This window comes from Sporacetigenium mesophilum DSM 16796 (assembly GCF_059569055.1).
Map to the genome: position 1 here is coordinate 38,226 of NZ_JCANUR010000013.1, position 15,840 is coordinate 54,065.

Genomic DNA, 15,840 nt, shown 5'->3' on the forward strand with positions numbered 1-15,840 from the left:
TATAAATATGAAATCAGTTATAAGAATGAGAATGAGTATGCATGATGCTCATTACGGTGGAAATTTAGTTGATGGGGCTAGAATGCTTAATTTATTTGGGGATGTAGCAACAGAACTTTTAATATTAAATGATGGAGACGAAGGTCTTTTTAGAGCATATGATTCTGTAGAGTTTTTAGCTCCAGTTTATGCAGGAGACTATATTGAAGCAGTTGGAGAAATAGTTGAGTATGGGAATACATCAAGAAAAATGGTATTTGAAGCTAGAAAGGTTATAGTTCCAAGACCAGATATAAATGATTCAGCTGCAGATGTACTTACAGAGCCAATTGTTGTATGTAGAGCAAGCGGAACTTGTGTAGTCCCAAAGGATAAGCAAAGAGGCTAAGGGGGGAATATTATGGAAAAGTTAATAATAACTGCGGCTATATGTGGAGCAGAAGTTACTAAGGAGCACAACCCTAGTGTTCCTTACTCAGTAACTGAAATAGGTGAAGAAGCAGAAAAAGCATACAAGGCAGGGGCTAGTGTTATTCACCTTCATGTTAGAAATGATGATGGAACTCCAACACAAGATATAAATAGATTTAGAGAATGTATAGAAGAAATAAAAAGAAGATGCCCAGATGCTATAATTCAGCCATCTACTGGTGGAGCTGTTGGAATGAGCAATGCAGAAAGACTTCAACCAGTTAATTTAAGTCCAGAAATGGCAACTCTTGATTGCGGAACTTGTAACTTTGGTGGAGATGATATATTTGTAAACACTGAAAATACAATAAAAGAATTTGGAGAAAAAATGATAGAACTTGATATAAAGCCAGAAATTGAAGTATTTGACAAAGGTATGGTAGATATGGCTTTAAGACTTCAAAGAAAAGGATACATAAAAGCTCCAATGCATTTTAACTTCGTAATGGGAGTAAATGGTGGAATTAGTGCAACTCCTAGAGATTTAGTATTTATGAGAGAAAGTATACCTCATGATGCAACATTTACTGTAGCAGGTATAGGAAGAAGCGAATTTGAAATGGCAGCACTTTCAATAATTATGGGTGGCCATGTAAGAGTTGGATTTGAAGATAATGTTTATATATCTAAAGGAGTTTTAGCAAAATCAAATGCTGAACTTGTTGAGAAGGTAGTAAGAATAGCAAAAGAGTTTGGAAGAGAAATAGCAACTCCTGCTGAAGCTAGAAAAATTCTAGGACTTAAGGAGGTAGCATATGAACAAAATTGTTAATGCTAACGACTTAAAAGAATTAATAAAAGATGATATGACTATAATGATAGGCGGATTTTTAGGTTGTGGTACACCTGAAAAACTAATAGATTTAATAATAGAAATGGATGTAAAAAACCTAACTATTATAGGTAATGACACAAGTTTTGTTGATAAGGGAATAGGTAGACTTATTGTAAATAATCAAGTAAAGAAGGTTATAGCTTCTCACATAGGAACTAATCCTCAAACAGGAAAGCTTATGAATGAAGGAGTTTTAGATGTTGAACTTTCTCCTCAAGGAACACTTATTGAAAGAGTAAGAGCAGGTGGATTTGGCCTTGGTGGAATACTTACTCCAACTGGAGTTGGTACTTTAGTTGAAGATGGCAAAGAAAAACTTAATATAAATGGAGTAGATTATTTACTTGAACTTCCTTTAAGAGCAGATTTAGCTTTAGTTAAGGGAAGCATAGTAGATAGCTTTGGAAACACATTCTATAAAGGAACTACAAAAAACTTCAATCCTTTAATAGCTATGGCAGCGGATACTGTAATAGTAGAAGCTGACAGTGTAGTTAATGTTGGAGAAATAGACCCAGATGCAGTAATGACACCTGGAGTACTAGTTCACCACATAGTGAAAGGAGGAGAGTAATTTGGACGCTAAAAAAATAATAGCAAGTAGAGTTGCAAAAGAGCTTAGAGATGGTCAATTAGTAAATCTAGGAATAGGCCTTCCAACTTTAGTTACAAATTACATACCTGAAGGAATAAACGTAACTTTCCAATCAGAAAATGGAATGGTTGGAATGGGAGTAGCTCCAGAGCGTGGAGAAGAAAATGTAAATATAACTAATGCTGGTGGACAATACGTAACTATACTTCCTCATGGAGCATTCTTTGACACTTCAATGTCATTTGGTCTTATTAGAGGGGGCCATGTTGATATGACAGTTCTTGGAGCTTTAGAAGTTGACCAACATGGAAACTTAGCTAACTGGATAATACCAGGGAAGCTAGTACCAGGTATGGGTGGAGCAATGGATTTAGTTACTGGAGCTAAAAAAGTAATAGTAGCTATGCAACACACAGCAAAGGGAAACTCAAAGATATTAAAAAACTGTACTCTACCTCTAACTGCTAAAGGTGCAGTTGACTTAATAGTTACAGAGCTTGGAGTAATGGAAGTTACAAGTGATGGACTTTTATTAAAGGAAATAAATCCAAGTGTAACTGTAGAAGAAATAAAGAGTTTAACAGATGCTGATTTAATAATAGCAGATGATTTAAAGGTTATGGATGTAGAGCTAGGAGAAGTAGAAGCTTAATAAAGGGGGGATTAATATATGCAAACAGGATGCAAATACGGAACTCACAGAGTAATAGAACCAAAGGGTGTACTACCACAACCAGCAACTAAAATATGTAATGATATGACTATATTTGACAATGAGATACTTATAGATGTTCAAGCGCTAAACATTGACTCTGCAAGTTTTACTCAAATAGAAGAAGAATGTCACCACGATGTAGAAAAAATAAAGAATAGAATACTAGAAATAGTTGAAGAAAAAGGTAAAATGCAAAACCCTGTTACAGGTTCTGGTGGAATGTTAATAGGGACTATAGAAAAAATAGGGGAAGCTCTAAGAGGAAAAACTGATTTAAATGAAGGCGATAAAATAGCAACGCTAGTATCACTTTCATTAACTCCTCTTAAAATAGATGAAATAATAGATATAAAGCCTGATATAGACAGAGTTGAGATAAAAGGTAAAGCAATATTATTTGAAAGTGGAATATATGCAGTTTTACCAAATGATATGGAAGAAAATTTAGCACTTGCAGCACTTGATGTAGCAGGAGCACCAGCACAAGCTAGAAAGCTTGTAAAAGAAGGCGATTCAGTTTTAGTACTTGGAGCTGCTGGAAAATCAGGAATGCTTTGTTGTTATGAGGCAAAGAAAAAAGCTAAAAATGTAATAGGTCTTGTTAAAGATGAAAAAGAAAAAGAATTCTTAGATAAAACAGGTTTCTGCCACAATGTAATAGTAGTAGATGCTAGAAAGCCAGTTGAAGTTTTAAATAAGGTTCTTGAAGTAAACAACGGAGAAGAAATAGATTTAGCTATAAACGTTGTAAATGTTCCAAATACTGAAATGTCAACTATACTTCCAGTAAAAGATGATGGAACAGTTTACTTCTTCTCTATGGCAACAAGCTTTACAAAATCAGCATTAGGTGCTGAGGGTGTAGGAAAAGACGTAAATATGATAATTGGAAATGGATATACAAAGGGGCATTCTGATGTAACTTTAGAAGATTTAAGAGAATCAGAAACTTTAAGAAATATATTCAAAGATTTATATTTATAAAATTCAAAAGGGGGATGGAATAATGAAAGTAAATAGAAGAGCTGAACTTTTTCCAAATGTAACTGATGAACAATGGAATGACTGGAAATGGCAAGTTAAAAACAGAATTGAAACTGTAGATGAACTTACAAAGTACATACCTTTAACAGAGGAAGAAGAAGAAGGGGCTAGAAAGTGTTTAGAAACTTTAAGAATGTCTATAACTCCATACTACTTATCAATAATAGATAAAGATGATGCTAATGATCCTGTAAGAAAGCAAGCTATACCAATGAGCTTAGAGCTACACAAAGCTGATGCAGATCAATTAGATCCACTTCATGAAGATGGAGATTCACCAGTTCCAGGACTTACACATAGATACCCAGACAGAGCTTTACTTCTAGTAACAGATCAATGTTCAATGTACTGTAGACACTGTACAAGAAGAAGATTTGCTGGACAAAATGATAGTGCACTTCCTATGACTCAAATAGATAATGCAATAGATTACATTGCAAAAACTCCAGTAATAAGAGACGTATTATTATCAGGTGGAGATGCCCTTTTAATGTCTGATGAAAAATTAGAATACATAATCAAGAGATTAAGAGAAATACCACACGTTGAAATAGTAAGAATTGGATCAAGAGTTCCAGTAGTTATGCCTCAAAGAATAACTGAAGACCTTGTAAATATGCTTAAAAAGTATCATCCAATTTGGTTAAATACTCATTTCAACCATTCAAATGAAATAACAGAAGAATCAAAGAAAGCTTGCGAATTACTTGCAAATGCAGGGATACCTCTTGGAAACCAATCAGTACTTTTAAGAGGAGTAAATGATTGTGTTCACGTTATGAAAGATCTTGTTAACGACTTAGTAAAAATAAGAGTTAGACCATATTATATATATCAATGTGACCTTTCTATGGGACTTGAGCACTTTAGAACTACAGTATCTAAAGGAATAGAAATAATAGAAGGATTAAGAGGTCATACATCAGGGTATTGTATACCAACATTTGTTGTTGATGCTCCTGGTGGTGGAGGAAAAACTCCAGTTATGCCAAACTACGTAATATCTCAAAGTCATAATAAGGTAATACTTAGAAACTTTGAAGGTGTTATTACAACTTATGATGAGCCAACTAATTACACTCCAGGATGCCAATGTGAAGTATGCAGAGGAGAAAAGGAAGTTAAAAAGGTTGGAGTTGCAGGACTTTTAAATGGTCAACAAATGACTTTAGAGCCAGAAGGACTTGAAAGAAAGCAAAGAGAGCACAAGCATCATGAAGAAGCTACTGCACACGCTTAAAAAATATAAAAGCATATCTATTATAGGAATGGATAAGAATGTAGGAAAAACTACTACACTTAACTACATTATAAATGAGATTGAGGATAATACTATCCTCGGTCTCACCTCTATAGGTAGAGATGGTGAAGAAGAAGACGTAGTAACAAGTACTCATAAACCAAGGATATATATAAGAAAAAATACATATATAGCAACTGCAAAAAGTTGTTTTTTAGATAGTGATGTAACTAAAGAAATAATATCTACAACGGGAATCAACACTCCTATGGGAGAAATTATAATTTTTAAAGCATTAAGTGATGGATATATTCAACTTGCAGGTCCTTCATTTAATTACTACTTAGAACAAATATGCAGCGATCTACAAAGATTAGGCTGTGATATTGTAATAGCTGATGGAGCTATTTCGAGAAAAAGTTTAGCATCTCCAAGTGTTACAAAAGGAACTATACTTTGTACTGGAGCATCTCTAAACAAAAATATATATAAGGTTGTAGAAGAAACAGCACATAGTGTTAAGTTGTTGTCTACACCAGTTTGTGAAAATAATGAAATTATAGAACTTGCTAAAGAAATTTCAAGTTATTCTAAGGTATCAATAATAGATAAAGATAAAAATATAAAAAATTTAGGCTTAAAAACAGCTCTAGATTCATCAAAGAAAATAATAGAAGTCTTAGATGAAAATTCAGAGTATGTTGTTATTAATGGAATACTAGGAGATAAGCTATTAGATAATATAATGAAAAACAGCACTAAATATAAAGGTGTTACATTCTTAGTTCAAGACGGAACAAAATTATTTTTAAGTAAAGAAGTTTTATATAAATTTGAAAAAACTGGAGGAAGGATAAAAACCTTGTCTCCTATAAATATAATTTGCATAACAGCAAATCCAAAATCCCCTTTCGGATACGAATTCGATAAGGATAAGTTCTTGGGATTGCTAAAAAGTGAAATAGACCTTCCAGTATTTGATATTCTAGGGGGTGAATAATATTAAGTTTTTAGATAATGAACAAAGATCTGCAATTGGATTTAATTTTATACTAGAAGAATTAGATGTAACTACGCCTTATGGTGTAGATAAAAAGAAGAAAATAAGAGTCTTTAAGAAAAATGAAAAAGTTGAACTAACAAATGAACTAAACAATGTTGAAAAAATAGTAGAAAGTATAAAAGATAATAAAGAAGTTTACATAGATATAGAAAGATTGTTTTGTAAGTTCAAAGATATAAGAAATTCACTAAAAAGATGTAGAGAATTTGTTGTATTAGATGAAGTAGAGCTTTATGAAATAAAAAACTTTTCGCTTGTAATGGAAGAGTTAATACAAAAATACAAAAATGTAAATTTGGATATAGATAATATAAAATTCAATGATTTAGGTGATATCATTTCACTACTAGATCCTGAAAGCCAAAGAATCCATACATTTTATATATATGATTCTTACAGTGAAGTTTTAAAAGAGATAAGAAATGAAAAAAGACTAATAGAAGAAAAAATATTTAAAGAAGCGGATGAAGAAAAATTAAAAATATTAAAAGAAAAAAGGCTAGATATAGTTTTAGAAGAAGAAAAAGAAGAACTTAATATAAAGAAGTATTTAAGTGAAAAAATAAGAAGTTATATAGACTTATTAGAAAACAATATAAAATCTCTTGGAGAACTAGATTTTCTAATAGGAAAAGGAAAACTTGCAATTAAATTTAAAGGAACAAAACCTAGTATATGTAATGAAAATAGTCTTTATATTGAAGATTCCACCAACCCCTATATACAAAGTGTATTAGATAAAAAGGGAAAGGAATTTACTCCAGTTAGTATATCTCTTCAAAGTGGAGTTAGTGTAATTACTGGAGCCAATATGGGAGGAAAAAGCGTTACATTAAAAACTATAGTTTTAAACTTACTTCTTGCTCAAAGTGGATTCTTTGTATTTGCCAAGAACTTAAAATTTTCAATTTTAGACTTTATATACTTTATATCTGATGATATGCAGTGTATAAGTAAGGGGCTTAGTACATTTGGAGCTGAAATTGTTAAGCTAAAAGAAGTTATAGAATGTGTAAAAAGAGAAAATGGTTTTGTTGCATTAGATGAATTTGCAAGGGGAACTAATCCAAAGGAAGGTTACTTCTTAGTAAAATCACTTACTAAATATTTAAATGATTTTTATACGATTAGCTTAATTTCTACTCACTATGATGGAATAGTAGAGGATGATATAGTTCACTACCAGGTTGTAGGACTTAAAAATGTAAATTTTGATTCTTTAAGATACAAAATTGATTTGAATAAAGGAAGTTCTATAGAAATAATACAAGAGCATATGGACTACAAATTAGAAAGAGTTTCATCTAATAATAGAGTTCCAAAGGATGCACTTAATATATCCATATTATTAGGCCTTGAAAAATCTGTTGTAGACATAGCCAAAAACTTTTATGAAGCGGGGGAAGAATATGCAAAATAAATTGAACTTAAATTGGGGAGTAGTTGAAAAGGCAAGAGAATCTGCAAAAAATATTGCTTATGGAACACAAGAGTTTATAGATCAACATACTACTGTTGCAGTTGAAAGAACTATATGTAGATTACTTGGAATAGATGGAGTAGATGAATTTGGGGTACCACTTCCAAACGTTATTGTAGACAATATTGCAAAGGGCAATGGATTATCTCTTGGAGCATCTTTTTTCATTGGAAATGCAATGATAAATCTAAACCTTACTCCTCAAGAAGTAGCTGAAAAAGTTGCAAGTGGAGAATTAGACCTTACTAAAATTCCTACAGGCGATTTATTTGAAATACAAATGGCAGTTAACAAAGTTGCCAAAGAAACTGTAAACACAATAAAAGCAAATAGAGAAAAAAGAGAAGCATATTTAGATGAATATGGAGATAAAACTGGACCATATTTATATGTAATAGTTGCAACAGGTAACATATACGAAGATATAATTCAAGCTAAGGCTGCTGCAAAACAAGGAGCAGATATAATAGCAGTTATAAGAACTACTGGACAAAGTTTACTTGACTATGTACCATATGGAGCAACTACAGAAGGCTTCGGGGGAACATTTGCAACTCAAGAAAACTTCAAACTTATGAGAGCTGCCCTTGATGAAGTAGGTAGTGAACTAGGAAGATATATAAGACTTTGTAACTACTGTTCTGGTCTTTGTATGCCAGAGATAGCTGCAATGGGAGCAATAGAAAGATTAGATGTAATGTTAAATGATGCATTATATGGAATATTATTTAGAGATATAAATATGAAGAGAACTATGGTAGACCAATACTTCTCAAGAATAATAAATGGATTTGCAGGTGTAATAATAAACACTGGAGAAGATAATTACTTAACTACAGCAGATGCAGTAGAAGAAGCACATACAGTACTTGCTTCTCAATTTATAAATGAGCAGTTCGCACTTACTGCAGGTCTTCCTGAAGAACAAATGGGTCTTGGTCATGCATTTGAAATACATCCAGATATTAAAGATGGATTTTTACTTGAACTTTCTCAAGCACAAATGGCTAGAGAAATATTCCCAAAAGCTCCTCTTAAGTATATGCCTCCAACTAAGTTCATGACAGGAGATGTGTTTAAGGGTCACGTTCAAAATGCAATGTTTAATATGGTAACTATAATGACTGGCCAAAAACTTCATTTATTAGGAATGTTAACAGAAGCTATTCACACTCCATTTATGTCAGATAGAGCATTATCAATAGACAATGCACAATATATATTCAACAACATGAGCTCTTTAGGTGAAGAAATAACTTTCAAAGAAGGCGGAATAATTCAAAATAGAGCTAATGAGGTACTAAATAAATCTTATGAATTATTAACTGAAATAGAAAGAGAAGGATTATTCTCTACATTAGAACAAGGTAAGTTCGCAGGGGTTAAAAGACCTATTAATGGAGGTAAGGGCCTTGACGGAGTAGTTGAAAAGGAAAAAGCATACTTCAATCCATTTATAGATTTAATGTTAAAGGGGGAAAAATAATGAGCAGCGGTCTTTATTCAATGGATTCAAAAGAATTCGATAAAACTTTGGATTTAACAAAAATAACTCCTTATGGAGACACTATGAATGATGGGAAAGTTCAAGTAAGCTTTACTTTACCAGTTGAAGATAATGAAAAAGGTATTGAAGCTGCTAAGATACTTGCAAAAAAAATGGGACTTAATGAACCAAATGTTGCACATCACGGTAGTCTTGATAAAGAATTTACATTCTATGTTGTTTATGGAAATTTAACTCACAGTGTAGATTATACTCAAATCCATGTTGAAAGTGTAGATGTAGACACTATGGATATGGAAGAGGTAAATGAATATATAAAAGAAAATATAGGTGAAAAAGTTGTAGTAGTAGGTGCAAGTACAGGGACTGATGCACATACTGTTGGAATAGATGCGATTATGAACATGAAAGGTTATGCAGGGCACTATGGACTAGAAAGATATGAGATGTTAGAAGCTTATAACCTAGGAAGTCAGGTTCCAAATGAAGAATTTATAAAGAAAGCTATAGAGCTTAATGCCAATGTACTTTTGGTATCTCAAACTGTTACTCAAAAAAATGTTCATATACAAAACTTAACTAATTTAGTTGAATTGCTTGAAGCAGAAGGTTTAAGAGATAAAGTTATATTAGTATGTGGTGGACCTAGAATTAGCCATGAGTTAGCCAAAGAACTTGGATATGATGCTGGATTTGGTCCAGGAAAATATGCAGATGATGTTGCGACCTTTGCTGTAACTGAAATAGTAAATAGAGATCTTATGAAACAGGGGGCGACTATATGATTAACTTAAGCTATGAAAAGTTAGGCAATATAGGAGTTCTAAAAATAAATAGACCTAAAAATCTAAATGCATTAAATTATGAAACATTAAAAGAACTAAATGTAATCTTAGATGAACTAAAAGATGATAAAAGTGTATATGTTCTTGTTATAACTGGTGAAGGTGAAAAAGCATTTGTAGCAGGAGCAGATATAAAAGAAATGAAGGATATGAATGCATTTGATGCTATGGAGTTTTCTAGATTTGGAAATGATGTATTTGAAAAAATAGAAAACCTAGACAAAGTAGTAATAGGTGCTATAAATGGATTCTGCTTAGGTGGGGGCATGGAACTTGCCCTATCTTGTGACATTAGAATAGGAAGTAACAAGTCTAAATTTGGTCAGCCAGAAGTAGGTCTTGGAGTAACACCAGGATTTGGTGGAACACAAAGATTATTTAATGTAGTAGGAATAGGAAAAGCTAAAGAATTAATATTTACAGGTTCTATGATAGATGCAACTGAAGGTTTAAGAATAGGTTTATTAAATAAAATAAGCGATAATCCACTTGAAGAAGCTATAAAGATGGGTAATTTAATAGCTAAAAATGGTTATATTGCATTAAAGCAATCAAAACAAGCTATAAACTTCTCATATTCTAAAAATTTAAACTTTGAATATGAAGCTTTAGCCTTTGGTAACTGTTTTGCTACAGAAGATCAAAAAGAAGGTATGAGTGCATTTATAGAAAAAAGAAAAGCTGACTTCAAAAATAAATAAGGGGTGACATTATGAAAATCGGGGTTATTGGAAGCGGAACAATGGGAAGCGGAATAGCTTCTGTACTTATAGAAAATGGATATGAAGTAGTTCTAAGAGATATGGACGAAAAGTATATAAAAAGAGGATTAGAATTAATAGAGAAAAACTTAAATAGCAAAATTAAAAAAGGAAAATTGACTGAAGAAGAAAAAGGATTTATATTAAAAAATTTAACTACAACAGTAGATGTAAATGATTTAAAAGATATGGATATAGTAATTGAAGCTGCTGTTGAAAATATGGAATTAAAAAAAGTAATATTTAAGGAATTAGATGAAGTAGTTAAAAAAGAGGCGATACTTGCAACTAATACATCTTCACTTAGTATAACAGAAATAGCATTAGCAACTTCTAGACCTGACAAAGTAATAGGAATGCATTTTTTTAACCCAGCTACTGTTATGAAATTAGTTGAAATTATTAATGGAATATCAACATCAAGTGAGACTACGGAGACTATATATAAAGTATGTGAAAATATAGGTAAAACTCCAGTAAAGGTAGTTGAAGCTCCAGGATTTATTGTAAATAGAATACTTATTCCTATGATAAACGAAGCAATAGGAATACTTGGAGATGGTGTTGCAAGTAAAGAAGAAATAGATACAGCTATGAAGCTAGGGGCAGGACACCCTATGGGGCCACTTGCGCTTTCTGATTTAATAGGAAACGATGTAGTTTTATACATAATGGAAATACTTCATAGTGAATTTGGAGATGACAAGTATAGACCTCATCCACTTCTTAGAAAAATGGTAAGAGGTAACTTACTTGGAAGAAAAACTAATAAAGGTTTCTATGATTACAATTAAATAATTTATATAAGAGAGCCATGATATTAATCTTAGATTAGTAGAGTGGCTTTCGTGCTGAAAAGAGATTGTTTTATTATTAACATATTTTGAGGGGGAATAAAAATGAAAGAAGTAGTAATAGTATCAGCAGTTAGAACAGCAGTTGGAAGTTTTGGTGGAAGTCTTAAGGATGTTGAGGCTAGAACACTTGGAAGTATAGTTATTAAGGAAGCATTAAATAGAGCAGGTGTTGAAGGAAATGTTGTAGATGAAGTTATATTTGGATCTGTTCTTCAGGCAGGACTTGGTCAAAATATTAGCAGACAATGCTCATTAGATGCAGGGCTACCAGTAACTGTTCCTACAATGACATTAAATAAGGTTTGCGGATCAGGCCTTAGAACTGTATCATTAGGTGCTCAAACTATTTTATCTGGTGATAATGATGTAGTAGTTGTAGGTGGAACTGAAAATATGTCAAAAGCTCCATATGTACTTGATAGTGCAAGATGGGGATATAGAATGGGCAATGGTGAAATGAAGGATGTAATGATAAAAGATGGATTATGGGATGCATTTAATGATTATCACATGGGAGTTACAGCAGAAAATTTAGCAACTCAATATAATATAAGTAGAGATGAGCAAGATGCATTTGCAGCATCTTCTCAAAATAAAGCAGAGAAAGCTCAAATAGAAGGAAAGTTTGATGAAGAAATAGTTCCAGTAGTTATACCACAAAGAAAAAAAGATCCTATTGTATTTAATAAAGATGAATTTATAAAACACGGTGCTACTATAGAAGGTTTACAAAAATTAAGACCAGCATTTAAAAAGGATGGAACTGTTACAGCAGGAAATGCATCTGGTATAAATGATGGAGCTGCAGCATTTGTTATTATGAGCAAAGAAAAATGTGAAAGCTTAGGACTTAAGCCTTTAGCTAAAATAGTAAGCTATGCTTCAGCAGGGGTAGATCCTTCTATAATGGGAATAGGACCTGTTGATGCAGTGAAAAAAGCATTAAGTAAGGCAAATTTAAAAATAGAAGATATTGATTTAATTGAAGCAAATGAGGCTTTTGCAGCTCAAGCACTAGCTGTTTCAAAGGAATTAAATCTTGACATGAGTAAAGTTAATGTAAATGGAGGAGCAATAGCAATAGGTCATCCAATAGGTGCTTCAGGTGCTAGAATACTTGTAACTCTTTTACATGAAATGAAAAGAAGAAATAGTAAATACGGCCTTGCAACACTTTGTATAGGTGGGGGAATGGGAACTTCACTAATAGTTGAAATGTAAAAACACATGTTTTATAAATAAAGCCTGTATCTTAATTACTTAGTTAATTAAGATACAGGCTTTTTATAATTATCCAAATTTATTGACAATTTTTCAAACAAAATGGTATAATGTTTGAAAGGTTGAAAATATTAAAAGTTGATAATAGAGGTGGAAAATGGTAGCTCAAGATAAAAAAAAAGAAATACTAAAAGCTGCAAGCCAATGTTTTGCACATTATGGATATGATAAAACTACACTTGAAGATATTGGAAAGCTTGTAGGATTAAATAAAGCTTCTTTATATTATTATTATAAAAATAAAGATTCAATTTTTTCTGATGTTATATTATTTGAATTAGAGCAGTTTTTTATTACTGTTTTAAATAAGGTTTCTGAAAAAGATAACTGTAAGAATAAAATCTCTGCTTATTTAAACGAGAGGCTAAAACTTACAAAATACACTGGCAATCTTCATCAATTAGTCCTTGAAAATATGAAGAGTTTTCGACCTTTAGTTAATGAAGTAATTGAAAATATTATTAATATGGAGGTGGAGTACTTATCTGATATTCTTAAAATTTATACAGATACTGGTGAAATAATGCCTTGTGACGAAAAAAAGGTAGCAAGAAGTATTATAACAGTGGCTAATGCAATCACAAATCGAATAGTTAAACATATTGATTATCATTTAATTACTGAAATTGATTACTCTGCCATTGAATCTGAAACTAATTACACTATTTCTTTAATATTAAATGGACTTTTAAAAAAATCATAATATAATTAAGTCAACAAAATTTATTACAAAAGGGAGGTAATTTATGGACTATTTAATACTGTTGAGTACTCTGGTGGTTTTAATATGTATAACTTCAAATAAAGCTTTATATAAATTTGGAGTGCCTATTCTTTTAGTTTTCATTGTTTTTGGTATGTTAATGGGATCTGATGGAATAGGTGGAATATATTTTGATAATTTTAAATTAACAGAACAAGTAGCTTCAATTGGTTTAGCTTTCATTATGTTTTATGGTGGATATGGTACTAATTGGGAAGTAGCTAAACCAGTGGCTGCTAGGTCTGTTTTCATGTCTACTATGGGTGTTGTTATAACTGCTGTTCTTACAGGATTATTTTGTTCTTTTGTTCTTAAATCAACTATGCTAGAAGGATTTCTTATTGGATGTATAGTTGCTTCTACAGATGCTGCATCTGTCTTCTCTATTTTGCGTTCACAAAAACTTAATATAAAAGCTGAAATTGCATCATTACTAGAAATTGAAAGTGGAAGCAATGACCCTATAGCATATATGCTAACAATAATTGTAATTACTTTAATGTCTGGAAATAAAGAAGAATCTATTTTGATGATGTTAATATTACAAATAGGCTTTGGTTTATTAGTTGGATTTATATCATCAAAAGTAATGGTGAAATTTTTAAGAAGTATGCCTTTTGAAATAGAAGGGTTTTACCCTATATTTACTACTGCAGCAGCACTATTAACTTTTGCTATTACTAACTATATAGGTGGAAATGGTTATTTAAGTGTTTATATATTAGGTATAGTATTAGGTAACAGTAAGATACCTCATAAAAAAAGTCTTTTTCATTTCTTTGATGGCGTATCGTGGCTTGTTCAAATGGGATTATTCTTCTTATTAGGATTACTTGTATTCCCTTCAAAGTTACCATCAATAGTGATTAGTGGGACTATTATATCTTTATTCATGATTTTCGTAGCAAGACCAATTGCAACCTTTAGTATATTAAGTTGGTTTAAGGTTCCTATAAAAGAACAACTTTTTATATCATGGGTAGGTCTTAGAGGGGCTGCATCAATAGCATTTGCAATATTTGCAGTCGGTTCTAATGTATCTACTAACAATGATATATTCCATATAATTTTCTTTATTGCATTGTTTTCAGTTACAGTTCAAGGATCTCTTATACCAAAAGTAGCTGAAAAACTTGGTTTAATTAATGATGACATGCCGGTTCTTAAAACTTTCAACGACTATACTGAGGAAGAAGGTACAAAATTAATAGAACTTAATATAAATGAAAATAATAAATGGATAAATAAGAAAATAATTGATACAAATATACCAGAAGAGATTCTAATTGTTATGATTAAACGTGGTGATGAGGTAATAGTTCCTAAAGGATTTACTGAGATAAAACATAACGACATATTAGTTTTAAGTGGAAGTGAACAGTGTATTATTAAGTTTGTTGAGTCATATACGTAAATTAATAAACTTAAAAAATAATTACCTCAAAATAATTATATAATTATCTTGAGGTAATTATTTTTGGAATTTTTTATATTTTAGTGGTTTTGTATTTTTATGCAAAAATTTTTACTATTCAGTCATGTAGGTAATGTGATAAAATTATATTTATATTAGATATTTTAATAGGAATATATTTTAAATTAAAAAAGTATGTTTCTTAATCATTATATATTGTTGTATAATTAAGTATTAAGTGTATGGAGCTAATTACATTCAATATAAGGAGGACGATAGATGAGTAGACATGTACCGGAGATTAAAGGAATGCTTAGAAGCCATATAATTGAGATGCCATCGGTAATAAGACAAGCTACTGGCATAAAAATATTTGGCAAGAGATTAAAGTCATTTATTTTTACAACTGATGTAGCTATTATAAAAAACAATAACGCAGATGCAATAATTGCTGTATATCCTTTTACGCCTCAACCTCTTATAACTGAAGCTTTAGTATCCACAGCAGATGTTCCAGTTTTTTGTGGTGTTGGCGGTGGTACTACAATGGGAAAGAGAGTTGTAAACCTAGCATTAGATGCTGAGTTTAAAGGTGCAATGGGAGTCGTTGTTAATAGCCCTACAACAAATGAAATTGTAAGAAATATGAGGGATACAATAGATATACCTATTATTGTTACTGTTGTTTCAGAGTATGAGGATATAGAGGCTAGAATTAAGGCTGGGACAACAATACTGAATGTTTCAGGTGCGAAAAATACTGCACATATAGTTAGAAAAATTAGAGAAAAATATCCAGAATTTCCTATTATGGCAACTGGGGGACCAACTGATGCCACTATCCTTGAAACAATTGAAGCTGGGGCTAATGCTATAACATATACGCCACCATCTATAGCTGATATGTTTAGTGATACAATGGAGAGATATAGAGTTATATATAAGAATGAAAGTAATGACTAAAAAAAG

The 15,840-nt window shown here is 31.6% G+C and carries 16 protein-coding genes; all 16 read left to right on the top strand.

All coding sequences use genetic code 11. From position 1 onward, the window contains the following. The first annotated feature begins 7 nt into the window (after positions 1 to 7). The 16 genes from kal to BS62_RS10900 all read left to right on the top strand — a co-directional run bounded on the left by kal (position 8) and on the right by BS62_RS10900 (position 15,834). Positions 8 to 388 (top strand): 3-aminobutyryl-CoA ammonia lyase, encoded by a 381-nt coding sequence (kal, locus tag BS62_RS10825; protein WP_496491292.1) that lies wholly within the window; start codon positions 8 to 10, stop codon positions 386 to 388. Positions 389 to 400: 12 nt separating this feature from the next. Further along, a complete protein-coding gene (gene kce / locus BS62_RS10830; RefSeq protein ID WP_496491293.1) occupies positions 401 to 1,243 on the top strand; it encodes a 3-keto-5-aminohexanoate cleavage enzyme in 843 nt (280 codons plus the stop codon). Beyond that, on the top strand, positions 1,227 to 1,880 hold the full coding sequence (atoD, locus tag BS62_RS10835) for an acetate CoA-transferase subunit alpha (RefSeq protein WP_496491294.1): 654 nt from the start codon (positions 1,227 to 1,229) through the stop codon (positions 1,878 to 1,880). The genes kce and atoD overlap by 17 nt, the downstream gene beginning before the upstream one ends. A gap of 1 nt (position 1,881) precedes the next feature. Beyond that, complete coding sequence (locus BS62_RS10840) at positions 1,882 to 2,553, top strand: 3-oxoacid CoA-transferase subunit B (RefSeq protein WP_496491295.1); 672 nt, start codon at positions 1,882 to 1,884, stop codon at positions 2,551 to 2,553. A gap of 18 nt (positions 2,554 to 2,571) precedes the next feature. Then, on the top strand, positions 2,572 to 3,600 hold the full coding sequence (gene kdd / locus BS62_RS10845) for an L-erythro-3,5-diaminohexanoate dehydrogenase (protein WP_496491296.1): 1,029 nt from the start codon (positions 2,572 to 2,574) through the stop codon (positions 3,598 to 3,600). Positions 3,601 to 3,622: 22 nt separating this feature from the next. Then, positions 3,623 to 4,900: a lysine 2,3-aminomutase gene (kamA, locus tag BS62_RS10850; protein ID WP_496491297.1), complete on the top strand. Its 1,278-nt coding sequence runs from the start codon at positions 3,623 to 3,625 to the stop codon at positions 4,898 to 4,900. After that, positions 4,875 to 5,900 (top strand): lysine 5,6-aminomutase reactivase subunit KamB, encoded by a 1,026-nt coding sequence (gene kamB / locus BS62_RS10855; protein ID WP_496491298.1) that lies wholly within the window; start codon positions 4,875 to 4,877, stop codon positions 5,898 to 5,900. The genes kamA and kamB overlap by 26 nt, the downstream gene beginning before the upstream one ends. After that, the gene (gene kamC / locus BS62_RS10860) at positions 5,893 to 7,383 is read left to right on the top strand and encodes a lysine 5,6-aminomutase reactivase ATPase KamC (RefSeq protein WP_496491299.1); all 1,491 of its coding nucleotides are present in this window, start codon (positions 5,893 to 5,895) and stop codon (positions 7,381 to 7,383) included. Before kamB ends, kamC begins: the two co-directional genes overlap by 8 nt. After that, a complete protein-coding gene (gene kamD, locus BS62_RS10865) occupies positions 7,373 to 8,929 on the top strand; it encodes a lysine 5,6-aminomutase subunit alpha (protein WP_496491300.1) in 1,557 nt (518 codons plus the stop codon). Before kamC ends, kamD begins: the two co-directional genes overlap by 11 nt. Beyond that, positions 8,929 to 9,735: a lysine 5,6-aminomutase subunit beta gene (gene kamE / locus BS62_RS10870; RefSeq protein ID WP_496491301.1), complete on the top strand. Its 807-nt coding sequence runs from the start codon at positions 8,929 to 8,931 to the stop codon at positions 9,733 to 9,735. Before kamD ends, kamE begins: the two co-directional genes overlap by 1 nt. Beyond that, the gene (locus BS62_RS10875; RefSeq protein ID WP_496491302.1) at positions 9,732 to 10,496 is read left to right on the top strand and encodes an enoyl-CoA hydratase-related protein; all 765 of its coding nucleotides are present in this window, start codon (positions 9,732 to 9,734) and stop codon (positions 10,494 to 10,496) included. Before kamE ends, BS62_RS10875 begins: the two co-directional genes overlap by 4 nt. Positions 10,497 to 10,507: 11 nt before the next feature. After that, positions 10,508 to 11,350 carry a 3-hydroxybutyryl-CoA dehydrogenase gene (locus BS62_RS10880; protein ID WP_496491303.1) on the top strand — a complete coding sequence of 281 codons (843 nt, stop codon included), beginning with the start codon at positions 10,508 to 10,510 and terminating at the stop codon, positions 11,348 to 11,350. A gap of 105 nt (positions 11,351 to 11,455) precedes the next feature. Then, positions 11,456 to 12,634, top strand: a complete 1,179-nt coding sequence (locus BS62_RS10885; protein ID WP_496491304.1) for an acetyl-CoA C-acetyltransferase — start codon at positions 11,456 to 11,458, stop codon at positions 12,632 to 12,634. Between the two features lie 157 nt (positions 12,635 to 12,791). After that, positions 12,792 to 13,397 carry a TetR/AcrR family transcriptional regulator gene (locus BS62_RS10890; protein WP_496491305.1) on the top strand — a complete coding sequence of 202 codons (606 nt, stop codon included), beginning with the start codon at positions 12,792 to 12,794 and terminating at the stop codon, positions 13,395 to 13,397. A 43-nt stretch (positions 13,398 to 13,440) separates the two neighbouring features. After that, a complete protein-coding gene (locus BS62_RS10895) occupies positions 13,441 to 14,871 on the top strand; it encodes a potassium/proton antiporter (protein WP_496491306.1) in 1,431 nt (476 codons plus the stop codon). A 279-nt stretch (positions 14,872 to 15,150) separates the two neighbouring features. Continuing rightward, positions 15,151 to 15,834 carry a hydrolase gene (locus BS62_RS10900; RefSeq protein ID WP_496491307.1) on the top strand — a complete coding sequence of 228 codons (684 nt, stop codon included), beginning with the start codon at positions 15,151 to 15,153 and terminating at the stop codon, positions 15,832 to 15,834. Positions 15,835 to 15,840 lie beyond the last annotated feature (6 nt).

Coding starts and splice junctions, on each gene's coding strand:
- kamE (WP_496491301.1), top strand. CDS start 8,929: ATGAGCAGCGGTCTTTATTCAATGGATTCAAAAGAATTCGATAAAACT.
- BS62_RS10885 (WP_496491304.1), top strand. CDS start 11,456: ATGAAAGAAGTAGTAATAGTATCAGCAGTTAGAACAGCAGTTGGAAGT.
- kamA (WP_496491297.1), top strand. CDS start 3,623: ATGAAAGTAAATAGAAGAGCTGAACTTTTTCCAAATGTAACTGATGAA.
- BS62_RS10895 (WP_496491306.1), top strand. CDS start 13,441: ATGGACTATTTAATACTGTTGAGTACTCTGGTGGTTTTAATATGTATA.
- kce (WP_496491293.1), top strand. CDS start 401: ATGGAAAAGTTAATAATAACTGCGGCTATATGTGGAGCAGAAGTTACT.
- kdd (WP_496491296.1), top strand. CDS start 2,572: ATGCAAACAGGATGCAAATACGGAACTCACAGAGTAATAGAACCAAAG.
- kal (WP_496491292.1), top strand. CDS start 8: ATGAAATCAGTTATAAGAATGAGAATGAGTATGCATGATGCTCATTAC.
- kamD (WP_496491300.1), top strand. CDS start 7,373: ATGCAAAATAAATTGAACTTAAATTGGGGAGTAGTTGAAAAGGCAAGA.
- BS62_RS10880 (WP_496491303.1), top strand. CDS start 10,508: ATGAAAATCGGGGTTATTGGAAGCGGAACAATGGGAAGCGGAATAGCT.
- BS62_RS10875 (WP_496491302.1), top strand. CDS start 9,732: ATGATTAACTTAAGCTATGAAAAGTTAGGCAATATAGGAGTTCTAAAA.
- BS62_RS10890 (WP_496491305.1), top strand. CDS start 12,792: ATGGTAGCTCAAGATAAAAAAAAAGAAATACTAAAAGCTGCAAGCCAA.
- kamB (WP_496491298.1), top strand. CDS start 4,875: ATGAAGAAGCTACTGCACACGCTTAAAAAATATAAAAGCATATCTATT.
- atoD (WP_496491294.1), top strand. CDS start 1,227: ATGAACAAAATTGTTAATGCTAACGACTTAAAAGAATTAATAAAAGAT.
- BS62_RS10900 (WP_496491307.1), top strand. CDS start 15,151: ATGAGTAGACATGTACCGGAGATTAAAGGAATGCTTAGAAGCCATATA.